A 15,433-nucleotide genomic window follows, 5' to 3' on the forward strand; every position below is an offset into this window, starting at 1 on the left:
GGAAGTCACCGCACTTCGCCAGGACCGCTCAGGCCTCCCTGCGCACCTCGACCACCCGGAAGCGGTTCGCCACGAACGCCCCGTCGCACAGCGCGGCGTTCGCCGCGGGGTTGCCGCCCGACCCGTGGAAGTCGGAGAACGCGGCCGTCTGGTTGACGTACACCCCGCCCGTGAGGTTCAGAGACAGCTGGGCCGCCTCCTCCAGGCAGACCTCCTGCACGGACCGCTCGACGTCGTCGTCTGTGGTGTACGCGCCGACCGTCATGGCGCCCTTGTCGCGGACCGTGCGCCGCAGCAGTTCCATCGCGTCGGCCGAGGAGTCGACGGCCACGGCGAAGGAGACGGGGCCAAAGCACTCGCTCATGAAGGCGGCCTCGTCGTCCGCCCCCTCCCAGTATTTCCGCGCGCCGTCCAGCTTGACGATGACGGGGGTGCGCACGACCGCGTCCGGGAACTCCGGGTTGGCGATCTCGCGGGAGGCGAGGGCGACTTCGCCGAGTCCCGTCGCGGCCTCCAGGCGGGCCTTGACGTCCGGGTTCACGATCGCGCCGAGCAGCGCGTTCGCCCGCGCGTCGTCGCCCAGCAGACCGTCCACCGCGCGGGCGAGGTCGGCGACCACCTCGTCGAAGGTGCGGGGGCCTTCGTCGGTGCGGATGCCGTCGCGGGGGATCAGGAAGTTCTGCGGAGTCGTACACATCTGGCCGCTGTAGAGCGACAGCGAGAACGCCAGGTTGGAGAGCATGCCCTTGTAGTCGCTCGTCGAGTCGACCAGCACGGTGTTGACGCCGGCCTTCTCCGTGTAGACCTGCGCCTGGCGGGCGTTGGCCTCCAGCCAGTCGCCGAACGCCGTGGAACCCGTGTAGTCGATGATCCGGATCTCCGGGCGGCCCGCCAGGGTCTTGGCGATGCCCTCGCCGGGACGCTCGGCGGCCAGCGCGACCAGGTTCGGGTCGAAGCCGGACTGGCTCAGGACCTCACGCGCGACCTGGACGGTGAGCGCGAGCGGCAGCACCGCGCGCGGGTGGGGCTTGACCAGGACCGCGTTGCCGGTGGCGAGGGAGGCGAACAGGCCCGGATAGCCGTTCCAGGTCGGGAAGGTGTTGCAGCCGATGACCAGGCCGATGCCGCGCGGGACCGGCGTGAACTGCTTGGTGAGCGCCAGCGGGTCGCGCTTGCCCTGCGGCTTGCTCCACTCCGCGGTGTCGGGCGTGCGGACCTGCTCCACGTACGCGTACGCCACCGCCTCCAGACCGCGGTCCTGCGCGTGCGGGCCGCCCGCCTGGAACGCCATCATGAAGGCCTGGCCGGAGGTGTGCATGACCGCGTGCGCGAACTCGTGCGTCCGGTCGCTGATCCGCTTGAGGATCTCCACACAGACCACCGCGCGGATCTCGGCGCCGGCGTCCCGCCAGGCGCGCTGCCCTGCGCGCATGGCGGGCAGCAGTACGTCGATGTCCGCGTGGGGGTAGCTCACCCCCAACTCGATGCCGTACGGCGACACCTCGCCGCCCACCCAGTCGTCCGTGCCGGGCTGGCCGAGGTCGACGCGGGTGCCCAGCAGGGCGTCGAAGGCGGCCTTGCCCGCGGCCGCGTCCAGGCTGTCGTTCTCACCGTAGGCCTTGGGGTGCTCGGGGTGCGGCGACCAGTACGCGCGCGTGCGGATCGCTTCGAGCGCCTGGTCGAGGGTGGGCCGGTGCTTGGCGATCAGCTCGTGGGCGGTCAGTTCGGCGGCCATGCGGGACCAACTCCTCGTCTTGTGAACTCTTCGTCGAGCTCATGACCTGGGCAGAACCTGGGCAGATACAGCCAGACAGAGTTAGAGTAACCGAACGATCGGTCGGGACAAGGGGGTCCGCCGCATCTGTGGAAAACCCCGTGCGGGAGGATCGCGCACATGACAGCACTCGACCTCAGCAGCCCCGTGGCCGTCGTCGGCACCGGCACCATGGGCCAGGGCATCGCCCAGGTCGCGTTGGTCGCCGGCCATCCCGTCCGGCTGTACGACGCCGCTCCCGGGCGTGCCCAGGAAGCCGCTGACGCGATCGGCGCGCGGCTCGACCGGCTCGTCGAGAAGGAGCGTCTCACCGGCGCCGACCGGGACGCGGCACGCGCGCGTCTCACGGCCGCCGACAGCCTCGCCGGCCTCGCGGACTGCGCCCTGGTCATCGAGGCGGCCCTGGAGCGGCTGGACGTCAAGCAACAGCTCTTCCGGGAGCTGGAGGACGTCGTCGGTGAGGACTGTCTGCTCGCCACCAACACCTCGTCCCTGTCGGTGACGGCCATCGGCGGCGCCCTGCGCAACCCGGGCCGCTTCGTGGGCCTGCACTTCTTCAACCCCGCACCACTGCTGCCGCTCGTCGAGGTCGTCTCCGGCTTCGCCACCGACGTCACCTCGGCCACGCGCGCGTACGAGACCGCACGGGTCTGGGGCAAGACGCCGGTCGCCTGTGCCGACACCCCCGGATTCATCGTCAACCGCATCGCCCGGCCCTACTACGCCGAGGCGTTCGCGGTGTACGAGGCCCAGGGCGCCGACCCCGCCACCATCGACGCGGTGCTGCGCGAGTGCGGCGGCTTCAAGATGGGCGCGTTCGAGCTCACCGACCTGATCGGGCAGGACGTCAACGAGTCCGTCACGCACTCGGTCTGGAAGTCCTTCTTCCAGGACGTCCGCTTCACGCCCTCGCTCGCACAGCGGCGGCTGGTGGAGTCGGGCCGGCTCGGCCGCAAGAGCGGACACGGCTGGTACGCCTACGGCCCCGACGCCGAGCCCGCCGATCCGCACACCGCGGAACCGGCGCAGGCGCCCGCGTACGTCGTCGTCGAGGGCGACCTGGGTCCCGCGTCCGAGCTGCTCGCGCTGATCCGCGAGGCGGGCATCCCGGTGCGCGAGGACGACGAGGACCACGGCACCCGGCTGGTGCTGCCGAGCGGGGGCCAGCTGGCGCTCGCCGACGGGCAGACCTCGGTGGAGTTCCGGGACGTCGTCTACTTCGACCTCGCGCTCGACTACCGCCGGGCCACCCGTGTCGCCCTGTCCGCCTCCCAGGACACCGCGCAGCAGACCCTCGCCGAGGCGATCGGCCTCTTCCAGGCTCTCGGCAAGGACGTCAGCGTCATCGGTGACGTCCCCGGCATGATCGTCGCCCGCACGGTCGCCCGGATCGTCGACCTGGCGCACGACGCCGTCGCCAAGGGCGTGGCCACCGAGGAGGACATCGACACCGCGATGCGCCTCGGCGTCAACTACCCGCTGGGCCCCTTCGAGTGGAGCCGCAGGCTCGGCCGCAACTGGGCCTACGCCCTCCTCGACGACCTGCACCTGCGCGATCCGAGCGGCCGCTACGCACCGTCCCTCGCGCTGTACCGCCACGCGTACGCCACCGACAAGAGGGAGGGCAGCACCTCATGACCACCGCCAAGCGCGACACGTACACCCCGGAGACGCTGCTGTCCGTCGCCGTCCAGGTCTTCAACGAGCGCGGCTACGACGGCACGTCCATGGAGCATCTCTCCAAGGCGGCCGGTATCTCCAAGTCCTCGATCTACCACCACGTCGCGGGCAAGGAGGAGCTGCTGCGCCGCGCCGTGAGCCGGGCCCTCGACGGGCTCTTCGGGATCCTCGGCGAGGAGCACGCGCGCGTCGGGCAGGCGGTCGAGCGCCTGGAGTACGTCGTGCGGCGCATGGTCGAGGTGCTGATCACCGAGCTGCCGTACGTGACGCTGCTGCTGCGCGTGCGCGGCAACACCGACACCGAGCGCTGGGCCCTGGAGCGGCGCCGCGACTTCGACCACCGGGTCGCCGAGCTGCTGCGGGCCGCGGCCGCCGACGGTGATGTGCGCGGCGATGTGGAGGTGCGGCTCGCGACCCGGCTGGTCTTTGGAATGATCAACTCGATGGTGGAGTGGTACCGGCCGGACGGGCGGGGCGTTAGTGAACGCGAAGCGGCCGACGCCGTCGTGCAGTTGGTGTTCTCGGGGCTGCGCAAGGAGCACTGAGCCGCACGCACAGGTCCGCAGAAAGGGTTCACCCTGTCCGGCCGGCGCGGCCCTGCTCAGCCCTGCGGCTCCAGGTCCTCGTCCTCGAAGACCAGCAGGGTGCGGGTGCTGAGGACCTCCGGGATGGCCTGGAGGCGGGTGAGGACCAGTTCGCGCAGGGCCCTGTTGTCGGGGGTGTGGACCAGGAGCAGGACGTCGAAGTCGCCGCCGACCAGGGCGATGTGGGAGGCGCCGGGCAGCTGGATGAGCTGTGCGCGGACCGTGCGCCAGGAGTTCTGGACGATCTTCAGGGTGATGTACGCCGACGTGCCCTGACCGGCGCGTTCGTGGTCGACACGGGCGCCGAAACCGCGGATCACGCCGTCCTCGACGAGACGGTTGATACGCGCGTAGGCATTCGCGCGCGAGACGTGCACGCGTTCGGCCACCGACCTTATCGACGCGCGGCCGTCCGCCTGGAGCATCTTCAGGATGTCCTCGTCGATGGCGTCGAGGGGACGAGGGGGTGGCAGTGGGCGACCGCCGTCCGGGCTCTCGGCCATTTGTTCAGGTGCCATGTCCCCCCGCCTCCCTACCATGGACGTACTGCGTTCATTGCAGGCTGTGGAGAACCGTTTGTCCACAGCCTGAGGGTGCCTGTAGCCAAAATGTGCCGACGACCGAACAATCGGTAGGTGAGGCGCATCACAAGCCGTGACGCGTCTGAAGCCGCTCCCACGAAGGAGGTGCCGTCATGACGGTCATGGAGCAGCGGGGCGCGTACCGGCCATCGCCGCCGCCCGCCTGGCAGCCCCGTACCGACCCCGCGCCGCTGCTGCCCGACGCGGAGCCGTACCGCGTCCTCGGCACGGAGGCGGCAGGGAAGGCCGACCCCGGCCTGCTGCGCCGCCTGTACGCCGAACTGGTGCGCGGCCGTCGGTACAACACGCAGGCCACCGCCCTCACCAAGCAGGGCCGCCTCGCCGTCTACCCCTCCAGCACCGGCCAGGAGGCCTGTGAGGTCGCCGCCGCGCTGGTCCTCGAGGACCGTGACTGGCTCTTCCCCAGCTACCGCGACACCCTCGCCGCCGTCGCCCGCGGCCTGGACCCCGTCCAGGCGCTGACCCTGCTGCGCGGCGACTGGCACACCGGCTACGACCCGCGCGAACACCGGGTCGCCCCCCTGTGCACCCCCCTCGCCACCCAGCTCCCGCACGCCGTCGGCCTCGCCCACGCGGCCCGCCTCAAGGGCGACGACGTGGTCGCGCTCGCCATGGTCGGCGACGGCGGCTCCAGCGAGGGCGACTTCCACGAGGCGCTGAACTTCGCCGCCGTCTGGCAGGCGCCGGTCGTCTTCCTGGTCCAGAACAACGGCTTCGCGATCTCCGTCCCGCTCGCCAAGCAGACCGCGGCCCCGTCGCTGGCCCACAAGGCCGTCGGCTACGGCATGCCCGGCCGGCTGGTCGACGGCAACGACGCGGCCGCCGTCCACGAGGTCCTCGCCGACGCCGTACGCCGCGCGCGCGAGGGCGGCGGCCCCACCCTCGTGGAGGCGATCACCTACCGCGTGGAGGCCCACACCAACGCCGACGACGCGACCCGCTACCGCGGCGACGCGGAGGTCGAGACCTGGCGGCAGCACGACCCGATCGCACTCCTGGAGCACGAGCTGACCGCGCGCGGTCTCCTCGACGACGACGCCGTCCAGGCCGCGCGGGACGCCGCCGAGACCATGGCCGCCGACCTGCGCGAGCGCATGAACCAGGACCCGGCGCTCGACCCGATGGACCTGTTCGCCCACGTCTACGCCGAGCCGACCCCGCAACTGCGCGAGCAGCAGGCGCAGTTGCGGGCGGAGCTGGCGGCGGAACAGGAAGGGGCGCACTGATGACGACCGTCGCCCTCAAACCGGCCACCATGGCGCAGGCCCTCACGCGCGCGATGCGCGACGCAATGGCCGCCGACCCGACCGTGCACGTCATGGGCGAGGACGTCGGCACCCTCGGCGGTGTCTTCCGGGTCACCGACGGCCTCGCCAAGGAGTTCGGCGAGGACCGCTGCACCGACACCCCCCTGGCCGAGGCCGGCATTCTCGGCACCGCGGTCGGCATGGCGATGTACGGTCTCAGGCCGGTCGTGGAGATGCAGTTCGACGCGTTCGCCTACCCCGCGTTCGAGCAGCTGATCTCGCACGTGGCGCGGATGCGCAACCGCACGCGTGGCGCGATGCCGCTGCCCATCACCGTCCGTGTGCCCTACGGCGGCGGCATCGGCGGCGTCGAGCACCACAGCGACTCCTCCGAGGCGTACTACATGGCGACTCCGGGGCTCCATGTCGTCACGCCCGCCACCGTCGCCGACGCGTACGGGCTGCTGCGCGCCGCCATCGCCTCCGACGACCCGGTCGTCTTCCTGGAGCCCAAGCGCCTGTACTGGTCGAAGGACTCCTGGAATCCGGACCACCCGACCGACGTCGAGCCGATAGGCCGCGCGACGGTGCGGCGCTCGGGGCGGAGCGCCACGCTCATCACGTACGGGCCGTCCGTACCCGTCTGCCTCGAAGCCGCCGAGGCGGCACAGGCCGAGGGCTGGGACCTCGAAGTCGTCGATCTGCGCTCGCTGGTGCCGTTCGACGACGAGACGGTCTGTGCGTCGGTCCGCCGCACCGGGCGCGCGGTCGTCGTGCACGAGTCGGGCGGGTACGGCGGGCCGGGCGGGGAGATCGCGGCCCGGGTCACTGAGCGCTGTTTCCACCACCTGGAGGCGCCGGTGCTGCGCGTGGCCGGGTTCGACATCCCTTACCCGCCGCCGATGCTGGAGCGCCACCATCTGCCCGGCGTGGACCGGATCCTGGACGCCGTGGGGCGTCTGCAGTGGGAGGCCGAGGGCTGATGGCACAGGTCTTGGAGTTCAAGCTGCCCGACCTCGGGGAGGGGCTCACCGAGGCGGAGATCGTGCGCTGGTTGGTGGAGGTCGGTGACGTGGTCGCCGTGGACCAGCCGGTCGTCGAGGTCGAGACGGCCAAGGCGATGGTCGAGGTGCCGTGTCCGTACGGCGGTGTCGTCACGGCTCGGTTCGGCGAGGAGGGCACGGAGCTTCCTGTGGGGTCGCCTCTGATCACGGTGGCGGTCGGGGCACCCGTCGCCGACGGGTCCACCGACGGCTCTGCCGGGAAGCGCGAGGGCTCCGGGAACGTGCTGGTGGGGTACGGCACGTCCGAGGCGCCCGCGCGGCGGCGCAGGGTGCGGCCGGGGCAGGGGGCGCCCGTGGCGTCCCAGGCGGCGAACGGGCAGGCGGCGGTGCGTGAGGTGGTGGAGGGTCCGGTTCCCGTGATCTCGCCCCTGGTGCGCAGGCTTGCCCGGGAGAACGGCCTGGATCTGCGGGAGTTGACCGGTTCCGGACCCGACGGGCTCATCCTGCGGGCGGACGTGGAACACGCCCTGCGGTCCACCGGCGCGCAGGACAGGGTCGCGGAACCGACACCGACAGCGCTGCCGCAGACGTCGGCTCCCACCCCCGGAGGCATCCGCGTCCCCCTCAAGGGCATCCGCGGCGCCGTGGCCGACAAGCTCTCCCGCAGCCGGCGTGAGATCCCCGACGCCACCTGCTGGGTGGACGCCGACGCGACGGAGCTGATGCGTGCGCGTACGGCCATGAACGCGGCGGGCGGACCGAAGATCTCCCTGCTCGCGCTCCTCGCCCGGATCTGCACGGCCGCCCTCGCCCGGTTCCCCGAGCTCAACTCGACCGTCGACATGGCGGCCAGGGAGGTCGTCCAGTTCGACCATGTGCACATCGGGTTCGCGGCGCAGACCGAGCGCGGGCTCGTCGTGCCCGTCGTACGGGACGCGCACGCGCGGGACGCCGAGTCGCTCACCGCGGAGTTCGCCCGGCTGACCGAGACGGCCAGGACCGGAGGCCTCACGCCCGGGGAACTCACCGGCGGGACCTTCACGTTGAACAACTACGGGGTCTTCGGCGTCGACGGCTCCACACCGATCATCAACCACCCCGAGGCCGCCATGCTCGGCGTCGGCCGGATCATCCCCAAGCCGTGGGTGCACGAGGGCGAGCTGGCGGTGCGCCAGGTCGTCCAGCTGTCGCTCACCTTCGACCACCGCGTCTGCGACGGCGGCACGGCGGGCGGCTTCCTGCGGTACGTGGCGGACTGCGTGGAACAGCCGGCGGTGCTGTTGCGCACCCTCTGATCCCACGGACCGCACATGCACTGATTGCACGGCCTCCCCTGCGTTCCCTGTGATCGCCACGGCACGCATACTCGGGGGGTGACCGCTTACGACGTCGTCGTGCTCGCCGGGGGCGCCGCCCGGCGGCTCGGCGGTGCCGACAAACCCGGGGTGCGGGTGGGCGGCCGGGCGCTGCTCGACCGGGTCCTGGCGGCCTGCGCCGACGCGCGCACGACCGTCGTCGTCGCCGATCCCCGGCCCACCGCACGGCCGGTGACCTGGGCCCGCGAGGACCCGCCCGGCGGGGGCCCGCTCGCCGCGCTCGGCGCCGGGCTGAGCCACACCACGGCACCGGACGTCGTCGTCCTCTCCGCCGACCTGCCCTTCCTCGCCGCCGACACCGTCCGGCAGCTGCTGACCGCCCTGCGGACGGGGGACACCGAAGGCGCGCTGCTCACCGATGCCGACGGCCGTGACCAGCCGCTCGTGGCCGCGTACCGAGCCGCCGCCCTCCGCCGCGAGCTGGTCGCGCTCGACAAGGATCACGACGGCCTCACCGGCCTCCCCCTGCGTCACCTCACCGCAGGCCTCCACCTCACTCGGGTCCCGGACCCCGTCGCGTCGTTCGACTGCGACACCTGGGACGACATCGCCGCCGCCAGGGCACGTATCAGGGAGCATGGGCACGTGTTGGATGAATGGATTTCCGCAGTCAAGGACGAGCTGGGCATCGATCTCGACGTCGACACCGGCGTCCTGCTCGATCTCGCCCGCGACGCCGCCCACAACGTGGCCAGGCCCGCGGCGCCGCTGACGACCTTCCTCGTCGGCTACGCGGCCGCACAGGCCGGGGGAGGCCCGCAGACAGTGGCCGAAGTCGCCCGCAAGGCCGCCGGCCTCGCACTCGGCTGGTCCGAGGAGAACGCCCCGGACGCCGGGCCCAAGCCCGACACGGACGCCGGATGACCGCCCGCACCGGCTCGGACGCCGAGGACGCCGAGGATCTGGACGTAGAGGAGGTGCTCGCCCTCGTGAACGGCGACAACGGCCGCACCCCCGCAGACCGGACGCCCCCGCCGCAGCCCACGTCGCCCGCCGGCGGCCACAAGCCCGACAACCACCACCGCGCCACCTCCTGGCCCGAGGCCCGGGCCATCGCCGGACGCGCCGCCCGGTCCGGAACCCGGGCCGCCCGCCGCGCCCCCGTCTCCGTACCCCTCGACACCGCCCTCGGCCTCACCCTGGCCGCTCCCCTCACCGCCCTCACCGACCTGCCCTCCTTCGACACCTCCGCGATGGACGGCTGGGCGGTCGCCGGACCGGGCCCCTGGGACGTACGGGACGAGGGTGTGCTGGCCGGGCACGCGGAGCCGCAGCCGCTCACCGACGGGGAGGCCGTCCGGATCGCCACCGGCGCCCGTGTCCCCCTGGACACCACCGCGGTCATCCGCAGCGAGCACGGCCGTACCGATGTCCAGGGCCGGCTGCACGCCACCCGCGACACCCGCCACGGCCAGGACATCCGCCCGCGGGGCCAGGAATGTCGTAGCGGAGACCAACTCCTGCCCGCCGGCGCCCTCGTGACCCCGGCCGTCCTCGGGCTCGCCGCGGCCGCCGGATACGACACCCTCACCGCGATCCCCCGCCCCCGCGCCGAAGTCCTCGTCCTCGGCGACGAGTTGCTCACCGAGGGCCTTCCGCACGACGGCCTCATCCGTGATGCGCTCGGCCCGATGTTGCCGCCGTGGCTGCGTGGACTCGGCGCCGAGGTCATCGCGGTACGCCGGTTCGGGGACGACGCCCAAGCCCTGTACAAGGCGATCACCACCTCCGACGCCGACCTGATCGTCACCACCGGCGGCACCGCCTCCGGCCCCGTCGACCACGTCCACCCCACGCTGAAGCGGATCGGCGCCGAACTCCTCGTCGACGGCGTCAAGGTGCGCCCCGGCCACCCCATGCTGCTGGCCCGCACCAAGGAGAACCAGCACCTCGTCGGCCTGCCCGGCAACCCCCTCGCCGCCGTCTCCGGTCTGCTCACGCTCGCCGAGCCGCTGCTGCGAACGCTCGCGGCACGCCCCGCGCCCGAGCCGTACACCCTGCCCGTGCGGGAGGAAGCGCACGGGCACCCGTACGACACCCGGCTCATCCCTGTCGTCCTGCGCGGCGACAGCGCCGTCCCGCTGCACTACAACGGGCCGGCCATGCTGCGTGGCATCGCGGCGGCGGACGCGCTGGCCGTCGTGCCGCCCGGTGGCGCCCGTGCCGGTCAGGAGCTGGAACTGCTCGACCTGCCCTGGGCGTCCGCCGGAATCGAGGTGTGTTTCACGTGAAACTTCCGGGCCATGACGCGATCGCCCGCCAGGCGGACGAGCATCTCGTGACCTATCGGGTGAAACTCCCCAGGAAAGTGGTGCAGCACCCGTTCCGGCAGGTCGCCAGGCGGGTCATCATGGCGCTGCTGCTCCTCGCGGGCACGGCTCTGATCGTCTATGCCGACCGTAGCGGCTACAACGACAACTCCGACGGCTCCGTCGACCTGCTCGACGCCGCGTACTACGCGACCGTCACCCTCTCCACCACCGGGTACGGCGACATCACGCCGGTCAGCGACGGCGCCCGGCTCACCAATATCTTCGTCATCACGCCCATGCGTGTGCTGTTCCTGATCATCCTGGTCGGAACCACGCTCGAGGTCCTCACCGAACGCACCCGGGAGGAATGGCGCCTGAATCGCTGGAGGTCCACCTTGCGCGACCACACCGTCGTCGTCGGCTTCGGTACGAAGGGGCGCTCCGCGATCCAGACCGTCTGTGCGACGGGCCTGAAGAAGGAGCAGGTCGTCGTGGTCGACCCCAGCTCCAAGGTGATCGAGGCGGCCACGGCCGACGGCTACGCGGGGGTCGTCGGGGACGCGACGCGCAGCGAGGTGCTGAAGCGGGCCGAGGTGCACAAGGCCCGCAAGATCATCATCGCGACCCAGCGCGACGACACCGCGGTGCTGGTGACGCTGACGGCCCGGCAGCTCAACAAGGGCGCCAAGATCGTGGCCGCGGTGCGCGAGGAGGAGAACGCTCCGTTGCTGAAGCAGTCCGGTGCGGATGCGGTCATCACCAGCGCCAGCGCCGCCGGACGCCTGCTCGGGCTGTCCGTGCTCAGCCCCGCCGCCGGCATGGTGATGGAGGACCTGATCCAGCAGGGCAGCGGGCTCGACATCATCGAACGGCCGGTCATAAAGGCCGAGGTGGGCAAGAAGCCGCGGGAGACGGAGGACCTGGTGGTGAGCGTCGTACGCGGGCACCGGGTGCTCGGATACGACGACGTGGCCGTCGGTGCGCTGGAGCTGACGGACCGGCTGATCACGATCGTGCGGGCGACGCCGGGCTCGCAGATCGCGCCCGACGTCCGCCCGATTCCCCAGGACTGACAGCTATTTCCTGTTGTACAGCCGCATCGTGATGGGTCCGAAGATCGCGACGAACAGGCCCGCCCACCCCAGCGACCAGGCGATCTCGTCGGCGGGCCAGTCGCCCGCCATCAGCTCGCGCACGGCCGAGGACAGATGGGTGATCGGGCTGTTGTTGACGAAGGCCTGCAGCCAGCCCGGCATGGTCTTCGGGTCGACGAAGATGTTCGACAGGAAGGTCAGCGGGAACATCACCATCATGCTGACGCCCATCACCGACTTCTCGGTGCGCAGCAGCAGCCCGAACATCGTCCAGATCCACGAGAACGCGAACGAGAAGACGATCAGCAGCGCGATTCCGGCGAGCACGCCGCCGAACCCGCCGTCCGGGCGGTAGCCGAGGATCAGGCCGACGGTGAGCATCACGATGGACGCGATCGTGTAGCGCAGGGCGTCGCCGAGCAGATAGCCGACCATCGTCGACGGCCGCCAGATGGGCAGCGTCCGGAAGCGGTCGAAGACGCCCTTCTCGATGTCGGTGTTCACCGAGACACCCGTGTACATCGTGATCATCACGACCGACATCACCATGATGCCGGGCAGCAGGAACTGGATGTACTCCTTCGGGGAGCCGGCCAGGGCGCCCCCGAACAGGTACGTGTACATCAGCACCATCATGATCGGGAACGCGGTGACGTCGAAGAGCTGCTCGGGGACGTGCTTGATCTTGAGGATCGCCCGCCAGCCGAAGGTCAGCGAGGCGGACAGGGCGCTGGGCCGCGCCGGCCGTTCCCCGGAGACGAGCAGCGCGGCGAGGGACTCGGCGCTGACGGGGGCGAGGTCCTTGGTCTCAGTCTGCGTCACGGTGCTCATGCCGCGACCTCCTCGTCCTCGGAGTGCTTCGAGTCGTCGCGGGTGTCGTGTCCGGTGAGGGCGAGGAACACCTCGTCCAGGCTGGGCTGGCCCAGGGAGAAGTTGTCGACGGTGATGCCGGTGCGGGCCAGCTCGGCGAGGGCCCGGGAGGCCTGCTCGGCCGCGCTGTCGCTGGTCGTGCCGCCCAGGCGGGCGGTCAGTGCCACGGGATCGGGCTCCAGCTGTACGTCCGTGTCCAGCGCCAGCCGCAGCACCTGTTGCGCCTCGGGCCGCTGAGCCTGGTCGCGCAGTCGCAGATGGACGGATCCGGCGCCCACGGACGCCTTCAGCTCGCCCTTGGTGCCCTCGGCGATCACCTTGCCGCGGTCGATGACGGCGATCCGGGACGCCAGCTGGTCGGCCTCGTCGAGGTACTGCGTGGTCAGCAGCACGGTGGTGCCCTGGGCGACGACCGCGCGCACGATGTCCCACACCTGGTTGCGGCTGCGCGGATCGAGGCCGGTCGTCGGCTCGTCGAGGAACAGCAGGTCGGGGGTGTTGAGGATGGACGCGGCGATGTCGATGCGGCGCCGCATGCCGCCCGAGTAGTGCTTGACCTGCTTCGCGGCCGCGTCCGTCAGCCCGAAGGCCTCCAGGAGCTGCCCGGCACGCACCCGCGCGGCCTTCTTGTGGTGGCCGAGGAGACGGGCGAGCAGGATCAGGTTCTCGGCGCCGGTGAGGTCCTCGTCGACGGAGGCGTACTGACCGGTGAGGCTCACCCGGCCGCGCACCTCATCGGCCTCGCGGACGACGTCGTGGCCGAAGACGTGGGCCTGGCCGCCGTCGGGGCGCAGGAGGGTGGCGAGCATCTTCACGGTGGTCGTCTTGCCGGCGCCGTTCGGGCCGAGGACGCCGTAGACCGTGCCGGCCGGGACGGAGAGGTCGACTCCGTCGACGGCCCGGGTCTCGCCGAACGTCTTCACCAGTCCCGCCGTCTCGATGGCCAGGCCGGAGGTGTGCTGGCTCATGGTGGGTTGTCCTTCCGCGTGCTTGGGCTAGCGCGTGCTTGGGCTACGCATGGGGAGACCTTTACCGTCGCGCAAACTCATCGGTCGCGCACAGGGATTTCCGAGCGGATCCGCCCAATTACCGGGGGCCGCTCCGTCCGACGCCCGAGGGGACTGCGACCGGGGACGCAGGAGTAGCGTCCCCCTCATGCGTGCGATCACGATTCCCGAACCTGGTGGGCCCGAGGCGCTGGTGTGGGACGAGGCCCCCGATCCGGTGCCCGGCGAGGGCGAGGTGCTGGTCGAGGTGGTGGCCAGCGCCGTCAACCGGGCCGACATCCTGCAGCGCCAGGGCTTCTACGACCCGCCGCCCGGCGCCTCCCCCCACCCCGGCCTGGAGTGCTCGGGCCGTGTCGTCGAGACCGGGCCCGGTGTCTCCGGCTGGGCGGTGGGCGACGAGGTGTGCGCGCTGCTGTCGGGCGGCGGGTACGCCGAGAAGGTCGTCGTGCCGGCCGGTCAGCTGCTGCCCGTACCCAAGGGCGTCGACCTCCGGCAGGCCGCCGCGCTGCCGGAGGTGACCTGCACGGTCTGGTCGAACGTCTTCATGATCTCCCACCTGCGCCCCGGCGAGACGCTGCTCGTGCACGGCGGCTCCAGCGGCATCGGCACGATGGCGATCCAGCTGGCGAAGGCCGTCGGTGCGAAGGTCGCGGTCACGGCCGGCACGAAGGAGAAGCTGGACCACTGTGCCGAGCTCGGCGCGGACATCCTGGTCAACTACCGGGAGCAGGACTTCGTGGCCGAGGTGAAGCAGGCGACCGGCGGTGCCGGAGCCGACGTGATCCTCGACAACATGGGTGCGAAGTACCTCGACCGCAATGTCCAGACCCTCGCCGTCAACGGGCGCCTCGCCATCATCGGCATGCAGGGCGGCATCAAGGGCGAACTGAACATCGCGGCGCTCCTGGCCAAGCGCGCCGCCATCAGCGCGACGTCGCTGCGCGCCCGTCCGCCGGCCGAGAAGACGGCGATCGTGGCGGCGGTACGGGAACACGTCTGGCCGCTGCTGGACGGGGGCCATGTCCGTCCGGTGGTGGACCGCGAGATCCCGATGAGCGACGCGGCGGCGGCGCACCGGGTGGTGGAGGAGAGCGGGCACGTGGGGAAGGTGCTGCTGGTCGTGGAGTAGGGGTACGACGGGCAGGGCGGGCCTGAGGGCCCTCAACCCCGCCGCACCCGCAGGCCGACGAACGCGAGTCCCAGACCGAGCCCGATCAGGACCAGACCGCTGCCGAGCGGCAGGATCCGCAGTACGGGCTCGGCGGGGCTCTCGGCACGGGTGACGGCCTGCCGCACGGGCCGCTGCGGTGGCGGGGAGGCGTTCGGTACGGCTTCCAGCGACGGCTCCGGTACGACGGTGGCGTCCCCGTCGGAGGGCTGCTCGGCCTCGCTCTCGCTCCCGACACCCGCACCGGCGTCCTCCTCGCCGGTCTCCGCCGTCTGCGCTGCCTCCCGCCGCCCCGGCCGCTCCCGCCCCTCACCCGCCCGGCTCCCGGCCCGGGACGGCTCGGCCGAGGGGGATGCGGTGGCTTTGGGGCGCAAAGCGGGCCCGACGTCGTGCAGCGCCGGCTCGGGCCGGGCGATCTCCGACTTCGGTGTCATCCTGCTGTCCGGTACCGCCGACGCGGTCGCGCTGTCCCGCGGCGCCGCTCGCCCTCCGGGCGTGGCCCGGCTGCCCGGCACCGCCGGTGTCGAGGGGACGTATCGCGATTCCGGGCCGGACGCACCGCCTCGCGCCCACCCCGTGGAGTAGGCCCTCCGGTCCGCCGCGGCCCCGCTCTCCTGCGCCGTGGGCGCGGACTCGCTCTTCCGTACCCCCCGTGGGGGCTCCCCGCCCCCCGCCCCCGCCGAGGGCTCAATCATCCTCCGGTCCGCCGCGGTCTCGCCTTCCTGCGCCCCCCGTGCGGGCACACGGCCTCGCGCCCCCGCCGACGATTCGACGC

14 protein-coding genes are annotated in these 15,433 nt (G+C 71.9%); 9 read left to right on the forward strand and 5 right to left on the reverse strand.

Features of this window, described 5'->3' with window-relative positions; translation table 11 throughout:
- Window positions 1-28 precede the first annotated feature (28 nt).
- A complete protein-coding gene (gene paaN / locus TN53_RS02235) occupies window positions 29-1,735 on the reverse strand; it encodes a phenylacetic acid degradation protein PaaN (protein ID WP_046256566.1) in 1,707 nt (568 codons plus the stop codon).
- 159 nt (window positions 1,736-1,894) lie between these two features.
- Here paaN and TN53_RS02240 point away from each other — a divergent pair, with 159 nt between their 5' ends.
- Complete coding sequence (locus tag TN53_RS02240) at window positions 1,895-3,412, forward strand: 3-hydroxyacyl-CoA dehydrogenase (protein WP_046256567.1); 1,518 nt, start codon at window positions 1,895-1,897, stop codon at window positions 3,410-3,412.
- Window positions 3,409-3,999 (forward strand): TetR/AcrR family transcriptional regulator, encoded by a 591-nt coding sequence (locus tag TN53_RS02245; RefSeq protein WP_046256568.1) that lies wholly within the window; start codon window positions 3,409-3,411, stop codon window positions 3,997-3,999. The genes TN53_RS02240 and TN53_RS02245 overlap by 4 nt, the downstream gene beginning before the upstream one ends.
- Before the next feature lie 56 nt (window positions 4,000-4,055).
- On the opposite strand, the gene TN53_RS02250 is transcribed toward TN53_RS02245, so the two are convergent.
- Complete coding sequence (locus tag TN53_RS02250) at window positions 4,056-4,541, reverse strand: Lrp/AsnC family transcriptional regulator (RefSeq protein WP_046256569.1); 486 nt, start codon at window positions 4,539-4,541, stop codon at window positions 4,056-4,058.
- Window positions 4,542-4,732: 191 nt separating this feature from the next.
- Between TN53_RS02250 and pdhA the strand changes: the two genes are divergently transcribed.
- The 6 genes from pdhA (at window position 4,733) to TN53_RS02280 (ending at window position 11,592) form a co-directional block, all read left to right on the forward strand.
- The gene (gene pdhA, locus TN53_RS02255) at window positions 4,733-5,866 is read left to right on the forward strand and encodes a pyruvate dehydrogenase (acetyl-transferring) E1 component subunit alpha (protein ID WP_046256570.1); all 1,134 of its coding nucleotides are present in this window, start codon (window positions 4,733-4,735) and stop codon (window positions 5,864-5,866) included.
- Window positions 5,866-6,870 carry an alpha-ketoacid dehydrogenase subunit beta gene (locus TN53_RS02260; RefSeq protein WP_046256571.1) on the forward strand — a complete coding sequence of 335 codons (1,005 nt, stop codon included), beginning with the start codon at window positions 5,866-5,868 and terminating at the stop codon, window positions 6,868-6,870. Before pdhA ends, TN53_RS02260 begins: the two co-directional genes overlap by 1 nt.
- A complete protein-coding gene (locus TN53_RS02265; RefSeq protein WP_046256572.1) occupies window positions 6,870-8,186 on the forward strand; it encodes a dihydrolipoamide acetyltransferase family protein in 1,317 nt (438 codons plus the stop codon). Before TN53_RS02260 ends, TN53_RS02265 begins: the two co-directional genes overlap by 1 nt.
- Before the next feature lie 78 nt (window positions 8,187-8,264).
- Window positions 8,265-9,131 carry an NTP transferase domain-containing protein gene (locus TN53_RS02270; protein WP_046256573.1) on the forward strand — a complete coding sequence of 289 codons (867 nt, stop codon included), beginning with the start codon at window positions 8,265-8,267 and terminating at the stop codon, window positions 9,129-9,131.
- Window positions 9,128-10,498, forward strand: a complete 1,371-nt coding sequence (locus tag TN53_RS02275; protein WP_046256574.1) for a molybdopterin molybdotransferase MoeA — start codon at window positions 9,128-9,130, stop codon at window positions 10,496-10,498. The genes TN53_RS02270 and TN53_RS02275 overlap by 4 nt, the downstream gene beginning before the upstream one ends.
- Entirely contained in the window at window positions 10,495-11,592 is a 1,098-nt protein-coding gene (locus TN53_RS02280) for a potassium channel family protein (protein ID WP_046256575.1), read from the forward strand. The genes TN53_RS02275 and TN53_RS02280 overlap by 4 nt, the downstream gene beginning before the upstream one ends.
- Window positions 11,593-11,595: 3 nt before the next feature.
- Here TN53_RS02280 and TN53_RS02285 read toward each other — a convergent pair whose 3' ends face one another.
- Together TN53_RS02285 and TN53_RS02290 are read right to left on the reverse strand one after the other, a co-directional pair.
- Complete coding sequence (locus TN53_RS02285; protein WP_046256576.1) at window positions 11,596-12,444, reverse strand: ABC transporter permease; 849 nt, start codon at window positions 12,442-12,444, stop codon at window positions 11,596-11,598.
- A complete protein-coding gene (locus TN53_RS02290) occupies window positions 12,441-13,451 on the reverse strand; it encodes an ATP-binding cassette domain-containing protein (protein ID WP_046256577.1) in 1,011 nt (336 codons plus the stop codon). The genes TN53_RS02285 and TN53_RS02290 overlap by 4 nt, the downstream gene beginning before the upstream one ends.
- Window positions 13,452-13,638: 187 nt before the next feature.
- Here TN53_RS02290 and TN53_RS02295 point away from each other — a divergent pair, with 187 nt between their 5' ends.
- Entirely contained in the window at window positions 13,639-14,619 is a 981-nt protein-coding gene (locus tag TN53_RS02295) for an NAD(P)H-quinone oxidoreductase (RefSeq protein ID WP_046256578.1), read from the forward strand.
- Between the two features lie 32 nt (window positions 14,620-14,651).
- Here the strand turns inward: TN53_RS02295 and TN53_RS02300 are convergent, their stop codons facing one another.
- Window positions 14,652-15,092, reverse strand: a complete 441-nt coding sequence (locus tag TN53_RS02300; RefSeq protein ID WP_052745129.1) for a hypothetical protein — start codon at window positions 15,090-15,092, stop codon at window positions 14,652-14,654.
- Between the last annotated feature and the right edge of the window lie 341 nt (window positions 15,093-15,433).

This window comes from Streptomyces sp. WM6386 (genome assembly GCF_000972385.1).
Classification (GTDB): domain Bacteria; phylum Actinomycetota; class Actinomycetes; order Streptomycetales; family Streptomycetaceae; genus Streptomyces.